The sequence below is a fragment of the Streptomyces sp. NTH33 genome (assembly GCF_003236365.1).
Lineage (GTDB): Bacteria > Actinomycetota > Actinomycetes > Streptomycetales > Streptomycetaceae > Streptomyces.
Map to the genome: position 1 here is coordinate 18,874 of NZ_POTZ01000037.1, position 9,372 is coordinate 28,245.

General features: G+C 73.7%; 8 protein-coding genes. 6 read left to right on the plus strand and 2 right to left on the minus strand.

The window, feature by feature from the left end; all coding sequences use genetic code 11:
* Nucleotides 1–46: 46 nt before the first annotated feature.
* On the minus strand, nt 47–1,264 hold the full coding sequence (locus C1I97_RS06205) for a glycosyltransferase 87 family protein (protein WP_111002214.1): 1,218 nt from the start codon (nt 1,262–1,264) through the stop codon (nt 47–49).
* 146 nt (nt 1,265–1,410) lie between these two features.
* Here C1I97_RS06205 and miaB point away from each other — a divergent pair, with 146 nt between their 5' ends.
* Together miaB and C1I97_RS06215 are read left to right on the plus strand one after the other, a co-directional pair.
* Nucleotides 1,411–2,940, plus strand: a complete 1,530-nt coding sequence (miaB, locus tag C1I97_RS06210) for a tRNA (N6-isopentenyl adenosine(37)-C2)-methylthiotransferase MiaB (RefSeq protein ID WP_111002215.1) — start codon at nt 1,411–1,413, stop codon at nt 2,938–2,940.
* Between the two features lie 44 nt (nt 2,941–2,984).
* Complete coding sequence (locus tag C1I97_RS06215) at nt 2,985–3,698, plus strand: class III extradiol dioxygenase subunit B-like domain-containing protein (RefSeq protein ID WP_111002216.1); 714 nt, start codon at nt 2,985–2,987, stop codon at nt 3,696–3,698.
* A gap of 14 nt (nt 3,699–3,712) precedes the next feature.
* Here C1I97_RS06215 and C1I97_RS06220 read toward each other — a convergent pair whose 3' ends face one another.
* Nucleotides 3,713–4,027, minus strand: coding sequence for an antitoxin (locus C1I97_RS06220; RefSeq protein WP_111002217.1), 315 nt, complete (start codon nt 4,025–4,027; stop codon nt 3,713–3,715).
* 185 nt (nt 4,028–4,212) lie between these two features.
* On the opposite strand from C1I97_RS06220, the gene miaA reads away from it, so the two are divergent.
* The 4 genes from miaA (at nt 4,213) to C1I97_RS06240 (ending at nt 9,339) form a co-directional block, all read left to right on the plus strand.
* Nucleotides 4,213–5,151, plus strand: coding sequence for a tRNA (adenosine(37)-N6)-dimethylallyltransferase MiaA (gene miaA, locus C1I97_RS06225; protein ID WP_111002218.1), 939 nt, complete (start codon nt 4,213–4,215; stop codon nt 5,149–5,151).
* Between the two features lie 108 nt (nt 5,152–5,259).
* The gene (locus C1I97_RS06230) at nt 5,260–5,757 is read left to right on the plus strand and encodes a hypothetical protein (RefSeq protein WP_111002219.1); all 498 of its coding nucleotides are present in this window, start codon (nt 5,260–5,262) and stop codon (nt 5,755–5,757) included.
* A gap of 209 nt (nt 5,758–5,966) precedes the next feature.
* The gene (dapF, locus tag C1I97_RS06235; protein WP_111002222.1) at nt 5,967–6,836 is read left to right on the plus strand and encodes a diaminopimelate epimerase; all 870 of its coding nucleotides are present in this window, start codon (nt 5,967–5,969) and stop codon (nt 6,834–6,836) included.
* A 298-nt stretch (nt 6,837–7,134) separates the two neighbouring features.
* The gene (locus C1I97_RS06240) at nt 7,135–9,339 is read left to right on the plus strand and encodes a RelA/SpoT family protein (RefSeq protein ID WP_111002220.1); all 2,205 of its coding nucleotides are present in this window, start codon (nt 7,135–7,137) and stop codon (nt 9,337–9,339) included.
* Nucleotides 9,340–9,372: the final 33 nt, after the last annotated feature.

A 9,372-nucleotide genomic window follows, 5' to 3' on the forward strand; every position in this document is an offset into this window, starting at 1 on the left:
CGGTGCTGACCAGGGGAGGGCGCCGGTCACCGCGGACGCCGTACCCCTACGGCAGTGCGGAGCCGGCGGGCGGACCGGCGGGCCGCCGCCTCGACGACCGTGCGCACCACACGCCCAGCACCAGCGCGAGCACGGACAGCGTGGCCGCGTCCTTGAACGCCCTGCGGGTCGAGGCGTCCAGGTGCGGGAAGGCGAACTGCGGCACCTGCGGAACGAGCGCGGCCCAGAACCACGGCGAGCGCGTCACCGAGTCAGACTCCAGCGCGCCGGCGACCAGCAAGGGCACGACGACGACCAGGTAGTGCTCGTAGGCCGGGCGGGACACCAGGTAGGAGGCCAGCATCAGCATCGCGGCCGTGTCCGCGAGCCGTGCCGGACCGGGGTCGGCGCGCCGCCAGCGCAGCCAGGCGCAGACCACCCCGGCCGCCGCCGCGGCCAGGGCGAGCGGCACGGCCAGGGCGAGCGGCACCCCGAGCCGTGGCAGCACCGCCGGCAGGGAGCTGTCGTACGGCCGCATGAGCGAGTCCCCGCCCCTGAGCAGGAAGGGCAGCGTGCGGGTGAAGAACCCGCCCGGGTCCGGCATGACCAGGGCAGTGCCCAGCGACAGGACCAGCGGCACCGTCACCGTCCACGCCAGCGCCCGCCACTGCCGGGCCAGCACCAGCAGGAGGAGCACCGGCAGCAGCAGGGGCTTCACCGCCACGGACAGGCCCAGCACCACCCCGACCGGGTCCCAGCGGCCCCGGTCGGCCAGCAGCAGTGCCAACGGCAGCGCGAGGGCGCCGACCGCCGTCCAGTTCCCGAGGTTCACCAGGTGGCCGGCCGGCGTCCAGAACAGCACCAGCCCCAGCAGCCCCAGCACCGCGAACCGGCTGCGCGCCGGCATCCGGAACAGGCGCACCGCACACCACCAGCCGCCCACGATCAGGGCCACGCACGCGAGTGGCGCGGCGACGCGCAGCACGGGCGCCGGCAGCACCGCCTGCCCGGCGGCGAACAGCACGGCACTCGGCAGATACAGAAAGCGCCGGTCGGCATACGGTGCGCCACCGTCCAGCCACACCTGTCCGGCGTGCACGACGAACGCGTTGTCCATGCCGCCCCGGGCGGAGACGACGGCCACGTGCGCGGCACGGGCCAGCAGGACGGCGACGAGGAGGGCGACCGTGACCGGGCCGGCCGGACGCAGCAGCCAGGCGCGCAGCGCCGCGGTCGGGGGCACTTCCGGCGCGGGGGGCCGGACGGCGTCAAGAAGCTGCGTCATCCCGTCATTTTGGGCTGGTTTTTCCCTGAACGGCCCTGAACGGGTGGCCAACGCCCGGTCGTGTCGCCCTCCGGCGGGCGCGAGGCCTTCCCCGGGCGCCGCTCTCGCCGGCACGGGGTCCTGCCCCGACCGCCTACTCTTGACGCATGACCAGCAGCAGCGACCGGAGCCTCGCAGTGGACGTTCAGGGACCCAAGAGTTACGAGATCCGCACCTATGGGTGCCAGATGAACGTTCACGACTCCGAGCGGCTGGCCGGGTTGCTGGAGGAGGCGGGCTACGTACGGGCGCCGGAGGGGACGGACGGCGACGCGGACGTCGTCGTCTTCAACACCTGCGCCGTCCGGGAGAACGCCGACAACCGGCTCTACGGCAACCTCGGGCACCTCGCGCCGAAGAAGGCCAGGCGGCCCGGGATGCAGATCGCGGTCGGCGGCTGCCTGGCGCAGAAGGACCGGGACACCATCGTGAAGAAGGCGCCCTGGGTGGACGTCGTCTTCGGCACGCACAACATCGGCAAGCTGCCCGTGCTGCTGGAGCGCGCCCGTGTGCAGCAGGAGGCACAGGTCGAGATCGCCGAGTCCCTGGAGGCGTTCCCCTCCACACTGCCGACGCGGCGCGAGAGCGCGTACGCGGCCTGGGTCTCGATCTCCGTCGGCTGCAACAACACCTGCACCTTCTGCATCGTCCCGGCGCTGCGCGGCAAGGAGAAGGACCGCCGCCCCGGCGACATCCTCGCCGAGGTGGAGGCCCTGGTCGCCGAGGGAGTCTCGGAGATCACGCTGCTCGGGCAGAACGTCAACGCCTACGGCTCCGACATCGGCGACCGCGAGGCGTTCAGCAAGCTGCTGCGGGCCTGCGGCACCATCGACGGCCTGGAGCGCGTCCGCTTCACCTCGCCGCACCCGCGCGACTTCACCGACGACGTGATCGCCGCGATGGCCGAGACCCCGAACGTCATGCCGCAGCTGCACATGCCGCTGCAGTCCGGCTCCGACGCGGTCCTGAAGGCGATGCGCCGCTCCTACCGGCAGGAGCGCTACCTGGGGATCATCGAGAAGGTCCGCGCGGCCATCCCGCACGCGGCGATCACCACCGACATCATCGTGGGCTTCCCCGGCGAGACCGAGGAGGACTTCGAGCAGACGCTGCACGTGGTGCGCGAGGCACGCTTCGCGCAGGCGTTCACCTTCCAGTACTCCAAGCGTCCGGGCACCCCGGCCGCCGAGATGGACGACCAGATCCCCAAGAAGGTCGTCCAGGCGCGCTACGAGCGGCTGGTCGCCCTGCAGGAGGAGATCTCCTGGGAGGAGAACAAGAAGCAGCTCGGCCGCACGCTCGAGCTCATGGTCGCCGAGGGCGAGGGCCGCAAGGACGGCACCACCCACCGCCTGTCCGGCCGCGCCCCTGACAACCGCCTGGTCCACTTCACCAAGCCGGAGCAGGACGTCCGCCCCGGCGACGTGGTCACGGTCGAGGTCACCTACGCCGCCCCGCACCACCTCCTGGCCGAGGGCCCGGTGCTCGACGTGCGCCGCACGCGCGCGGGTGACGCCTGGGAGAAGCGCAACACCGCCGAGCCGGCCAAGCCCGCGGGCGTCATGCTCGGCCTGCCGAAGGTGGGCGTCCCCGCTCCGCTGCCGGCCGCGGCGAGCAGCGGCTGCGGCTGCGACTGACCCGGCCGGGCGGCGCCCGGCGGTACGGCGCTACCCTGCCGATCATGCTTGTCGCCGCCGCTGTCTGCCCCTGCCCGCCCCTCCTCGTGCCCGAGGTCGCCGAGGGTGCCGCGCCCGAGATGGACACCGCGCGGGCCGCGTGCGGGGACGCGCTGGGCGTGCTCGCCGCCGCCCGGCCCGACCTGCTCGTGGTCGTCGGGCCCGCCGGACAGCCCGGGTGCGGCCCGTACCCCGAGGGCACCCGGGGGTCGTTCCGGGGCTTCGGCGTGGACGTGGACGTACGGCTCGGCCGGGACATGGGCGCCGCGTCCGGGCGCGAGCTGCCGCCCTCGCTCGCCGTGGCCGCCTGGCTGCTGGAGCGGGCCGGCTGGTCCGGTGCCCCGGTCGAGGGGGTCGGCGTGGGGGAGTCGTCGGCTCCCGAGCGGTGTGCGGCGGCCGGCCGGGAGATCGCCGCGCGGTCCGGCCGGGTGGCCCTGCTGGTGGTGGGCGACGCCAGCGCCTGCCGGTCGCTCAAGGCACCGGGGTATCTCGACGAACGCGCCGAGCCCTTCGACGCGGAGGTCGCCCGTGCGCTGGGGCAGGCGGACACGGCGGCTCTCATGGCGCTCGACACGGAGCGGGCGCATGAGCTGAAGGCGTCGGGCCGGGCCCCCTGGCAGGTGCTCGCGGGCGCCGCCGAGGGGGCCGGCCTCTCCGGCGAACTGCTCCACGACGATGCGCCGTACGGCGTGGGATACCTGGTCGCGACCTGGTCGTGAGGCGGGCGTGAGCCTCAGGGCGCGGGCGGCGGCCCCTCCGGCGCCGGCGTGGAAGCGCCGCCCGGCGCCCCGCCGGTCTCCGGGGCCGCACCCCTGTCCGGGCTCCTCCCGCCCTTGCCGCCTTCGTGCGCGAGCCGGTCCACGGCGTCCTTGGCCTTGCCCGTGCCCGCCTGGATCCTGTCGCTGTACTTGCCCTTGGTCTTCTCGTCGACCAGCTTCGCGGCCCTGTCCAGGCCCTGCCCGATCGTGCCCCCGTGGCGCTGGGCGAGGTTCGACACCTTCTCCTTGGCGGGGCCGATCCGGGCCTTCATGTTGTCCAGCAGACCCATGGTTCACCTTCCTTGGCGGTCTTCTTCCCGGCGGCCGAGGCCTCCTCCGTCGCCATCTACCCACGAAGGAGCCGCGCAAAAACGTCCATACCGGCTCCATGCGGCATCAACGGGCGACGGCCTCACCCCCGTGCCGCCGCACAACTCGTTCGAGGCCCCCGTGCGGGGTTTGCGAGACTGTTGCGGTGAGCAGCGCACTCCCCACCCCCCGCGTCATCGCCGTCGTCGGTCCCACCGCGGCCGGAAAGTCCGATCTGGGCGTCTTTCTGGCCCAGTGTCTCGGCGGCGAGGTCATCAACGCCGACTCCATGCAGCTCTACCGAGGGATGGACATCGGCACCGCGAAGCTGACGCCGCAGGAGCGCGGCGGCGTACCGCACCACCTCCTCGACATCTGGGACGTGACGGTCACGGCCTCCGTCGCCGAGTACCAGCGGCTCGCCCGGGAGCGGATCGACGCGCTGCTCGCCGAGGGACGCTGGCCGGTCCTGGTCGGAGGCTCCGGCCTGTACGTCCGGGGAGCCGTGGACCACCTGGAGTTCCCCGGCACCGACCCCGAGGTGCGGGCCCGGCTGGAGGACGAGCTCACGCTGCGCGGCTCCGGCGCGCTGCACGCCCGCCTCGCCGCCGCCGATCCCGAGGCCGCGCGGGCCATCCTGCCCAGCAACGGCCGCCGTATCGTCCGGGCCCTGGAGGTGATCGAGATCACCGGCCGGCCCTTCACGGCCAACCTCCCCGGTCACGACGCCGTCTACGACACCGTCCAGATCGGCGTCGACGTGGCCCGCCCCGAGCTCGACGAGCGCATCGCGCGCCGGGTCGACCGCATGTGGGAGGCGGGGCTCGTGGACGAGGTGCGCGCGCTGGAGGCGCAGGGACTGCGAGAGGGGCGTACGGCATCGCGTGCGCTCGGTTACCAGCAGGTGCTCGCCGCGCTCGCGGGGGAGTGCACACTGGAGGAGGCGCGCGCGGAGACCGTGCGCGCCACGAAACGCTTCGCCCGTCGGCAGGACTCCTGGTTCCGGCGCGACCCGCGCGTGCACTGGCTGAGCGGGGCCGCGGCGGATCTCGGGGAACTTCCGCACCTGGCGCTGACGTTGGTCGAACGACCGGTTACAGCCTGATCACGTCATGGCATCGGGACGTCCCGGCGGTCATCCGGGCCTCCCGCGCCGTGCCATCATCAAGCTCCGATCGACCGAATGAAGTCCTAGTTGGGAGGGCGCGTGGCGATGGAGGCCGGCCCTCGCGACACCGCACAAGGCACGGACCGCATCACCGTGGACCACGGCGGCACGGAACCGGACGAGGGTTCCCTGAGCCCCGACGGGCCCGACGAGACGCAGGGCGGGGTGACCGCGGACGGCCCGGAGCCCGAGGAGATGTTCGCCGGGCCCGAGGTGGAGGTCGAGCTGCGCCCGCAGCGGCGGCTGCGCATCTGGCAGCTGGCCCCCATCGTGGGCCTGGCCGCCGTCGGCTCCCTCATGTTCGCCTTCCCGCTGGCCTTCGACGGCGACAACGGCGCCGTGATCGCCATGCTGGGGCTGCTGCTCTGCTCCTGCTCGGCCGGCTGGGGCATGATGGCCGCCCGCCGCGTCGGCCACACCTGGCCGGGCCTGCCCCCGCGGGACTCGGGCCGCCGCCTCGACTGGCGGGTGATCGGCGCGTACGCCCTCCTCGTCGCCGTGGTCGTCGTCCTCGCCGTTTGGCGCGTCGCCCGGCTCCGTTAGGGCCTGCCGGACCATTCCCGCCGGGCCCGCGGCGCTCTCCCGGCTTGGAGGCCGGGAGGTGACCCCGGGTACCGCTCCCCAAGCTCTTGACGAGCAGGGGGTACCCCCCTCGCCGCCGCGGGCTGATCCGACGCGAAGTGCCGGACAGGCCCCGGGGCACCGTCGGGCGTGAGCGCCGGGTCGTCGTGGGCACCCCGTACGATCGGGGCATGAGTACGCGCATCGCCTTCCTCAAGGGTCACGGCACGGAGAACGACTTCGTGATCGTCCCGGACCCGGAGAACGCCGTCGACCTGTCCCCGGCCGCCGTCGCCGCCCTGTGCGACCGCCGTGCGGGCATCGGCGGGGACGGCGTGCTGCACGTCGTGCGGTCGGCCGCGCACCCGGAGGCCCGGGAGATGGCGGCCGAGGCGGAGTGGTTCATGGACTACCGCAACGGCGACGGCTCGATCGCGGAGATGTGCGGCAACGGCGTACGGGTCTTCGCGCGCTACCTCCAGCACGCCGGACACGCGGCCGAGGGCGACCTCGCGATCGCCACGCGCGGGGGCATGAAGGCCGTGCACATCGCCAAGGACGGGGCCATCACCGTCGGCATGGGCAGGGCGCGGCTCCCCGAAGGGGACGTCACGGTGAGCGTCGGCGGGCACAGCCGGCCCGCGCGCAACGTGAACATGGGCAACCCGCACGCGGTCGCCTTCGTCGACGACCTCGCCGACGCCGGCGACCTGCTCTCCCCGCCGTCCTTCAGCCCGGCCTCCGCCTACCCGGACGGGGTGAACGTCGAGTTCGTGGTCGACCGCGGCCCCCGCCACGTCGCCATGCGCGTGCACGAGCGCGGCTCCGGGGAGACCCGCTCGTGCGGCACGGGCGCGTGTGCCGTCGCCGTGGCGGCCGCCCGGCGCGACGGCGCCGACCCCACGGCCACCGGGACCCCGGTGACGTACACGGTGGACGTGCCCGGCGGAACGCTGGTGATCACCGAACGGCCGGACGGCGAGATCGAGATGACCGGTCCCGCGGTGATCGTCGCCGAGGGCGAGATCGACAGCGAGTGGCTGGAAACCGCCGTCGGCTGACAGCGGGGCGGCTGCGTGTCGCAGCTTCCGCGGCCCCATCTCCGGTCATACGTATGCCCGGAGGGGGTAACAGACGGGGAATCCACGGTCGGCCACCTGCCAGGTGACCGAAAACCGTAAACCTTCCGACCGTCGCTCGAATGGGTGATCCGCTTCACGCTCACCGAGAGACGGCCGGTCGGACCCGCTGGGCTCGATAGCATCAAGCACCGGCCCGGACGGGGGATCCGTCGCCAACCCCTGAGCCGTGTACGCCCTGGGGCGCCCCGTCCGCCGGTCCACGCAGCCGGAGGTGCCCATGAGTGCGGATGCCACGAACCCTGCGGCCCCGGGCCCTATGGCTCCCGCAGGGCCCCGCCGCAGGGCCCGCCCGAGGATCGACCTGCGCCGGCTCGGCCGTGCCGCCCTGCTCGGCCCGGCCGCCCGCGACCGGCTGCCCGACGCCATCGGCCACGTGGCCGAGGCCCACCGCGCGCACTTCCCCGACGCCGACCTCGAACCGCTGCGCCACGCCTACCTCCTGGCGGAGTCCTCCCACCGGGGCCAGATGCGCAAGAGCGGCGAGCCGTACATCACGCATCCCCTCGCGGTGACTCTCATCCTCGCCGAACTGGGCGCGGAGACGACGACGCTGACGGCGTCGCTGCTGCACGACACCGTCGAGGACACCGACGTGACGCTGGATCAGGTCGGCGAGCAGTTCGGCGCGGAGGTGCGCTACCTCGTCGACGGCGTCACGAAACTGGAGAAGGTCGACTACGGCGCCGCCGCCGAGCCCGAGACCTTCCGCAAGATGCTCGTCGCCACGGGCAACGACGTCCGCGTGATGTCGATCAAACTCGCCGACCGGCTGCACAACATGCGCACCCTCGGCGTCATGCGCCCGGAGAAGCAGGCACGCATCGCCAAGGTCACCCGGGACGTGCTCATCCCGCTCGCCGAGCGGCTCGGCGTGCAGGCCCTCAAGACCGAGCTGGAGGACATGGTCTTCGCCGTCCTGCACCCCGAGGAGTACGCCCACACGCGCGTGCTGATCGCCGAGAACGCGGCGCGCCCGGACGACCCGCTCGCCGAGGTCGCCGAGCAGGTCCGCGGGGTGCTGCGTGAGGCCGACCTCAACGCCGAAGTCCTCATCAGACCCCGGCACTTCGTCTCCGTGCACCGCGTCGCCCGCAAGCGCGGCCGGCTGCGCGGCTGCGACTTCGGGCGGCTGCTGGTGCTGGTGAACGAGGACGCCGACTGCTACGCGGTCCTCGGCGAGCTGCACACGTGCATGACGCCGGTCGTCTCGGAGTTCAAGGACTTCATCGCCGTACCCAAGTTCAACCTGTACCAGTCGCTGCACACGGCCGTCGCCCTCCCCCGGACCCGGACGGACTCGCCCGGGGAGACCCCCATGGACGGCCAGGTCGTCGAAGTCCTCATCCGCACCCACCAGATGCACAAGGTCGCCGAGGCCGGTGTCGTCGCGCTCGGCAACCCCTACGCCCCTCCTGCGGAGGAGCAGTCCGCGAGCGACGGCGAGCGCGTCGACCCCACCCGGCCGGGCTGGCTCTCCCGCCTCCTCGAGTGGCAGCGGGCGGCACCCGACCCCGACACCTTCTGGTCCACGCTGCGCGAGGACCTCGCCCAGGACCGCGAGATCACCGTCTTCCGGCCCGACGGGGGCACACTGGGCCTGCCCGAGGGCGCCACGTGCGTGGACGCCGCGTACGCCCAGTACGGCGAGGACGCGCACGCGTGCATGGGCGCCCGCGTCAACGGCCGCCTGGCGACGCTGAGCACCGTCCTGAAGGACGGCGACACCGTCCAGCTGCTCATGGGCCAGGATCCGGCCTCCGAACCCTCCCGGGAGTGGCTGGACCACGCCCACACCCCGGCCGCCCGCATCGCCATCCAACGCCGGCTGGCCACGCGGCCGTCCCCCACCGAGGAGGAGGACGGCACTCCTGCGCCCGCTCCCGCGGCCCCGGCTCCGGGTACCGCGACGGACACCGGCCCGGCCCCGGTCCGGGGCCCCGGCGCGTCCGCGGGTTTCGCGCCCCGGGGGGCGAGCGTCCTGGTCGTCGGACGGCCCCGCGCGAACGCGCGGCTCGCGGGCTGCTGTACGCCCGTGCCGCCCGACGAGGTCACCGGATTCATCATCCGCGGGGGAGCGGTGACCGTGCACCGCGTGGAGTGCGCGGCGGTCGCGCGGATGAAGAGCGCGGGGCGCGCGGAGATCGGCGTGCGCTGGGGGGACACCGCCGCGTGCCGGGTCACGCTGCTCGCCGAATCGTTCGGCCGCCCCCGTCTGCTGGCCGACCTCACCGAGGCCATCGCGCTCGAGGGCGCCGAGATCGTCTCGGCGACGGTGTCCCCGCCGGCCCAGCAGCGCGTCCGCCACACGTACACCCTCCAACTCCCCGACGCCGCCGGTCTCCCGGCCCTGATGCGCGCCATGCGCAACGTCCCGGGCGTCTACGACGTGAGCCGCACCCAGCCCCAGCCACCGGACGTCTGAACCGCTCCCGCCCGTCTCCGCCCGCCCGCACGC

Bases quoted from the DNA above. Each gene is read 5' to 3' on its own strand.
- C1I97_RS06205 (WP_111002214.1), bottom strand. From the start codon at position 1,264: ATGACGCAGCTTCTTGACGCCGTCCGGCCCCCCGCGCCGGAAGTGCCC.
- miaB (WP_111002215.1), top strand. From the start codon at position 1,411: ATGACCAGCAGCAGCGACCGGAGCCTCGCAGTGGACGTTCAGGGACCC.
- C1I97_RS06215 (WP_111002216.1), top strand. From the start codon at position 2,985: ATGCTTGTCGCCGCCGCTGTCTGCCCCTGCCCGCCCCTCCTCGTGCCC.
- C1I97_RS06220 (WP_111002217.1), bottom strand. From the start codon at position 4,027: ATGGGTCTGCTGGACAACATGAAGGCCCGGATCGGCCCCGCCAAGGAG.
- C1I97_RS06230 (WP_111002219.1), top strand. From the start codon at position 5,260: ATGGAGGCCGGCCCTCGCGACACCGCACAAGGCACGGACCGCATCACC.
- dapF (WP_111002222.1), top strand. From the start codon at position 5,967: ATGAGTACGCGCATCGCCTTCCTCAAGGGTCACGGCACGGAGAACGAC.
- C1I97_RS06240 (WP_111002220.1), top strand. From the start codon at position 7,135: ATGAGTGCGGATGCCACGAACCCTGCGGCCCCGGGCCCTATGGCTCCC.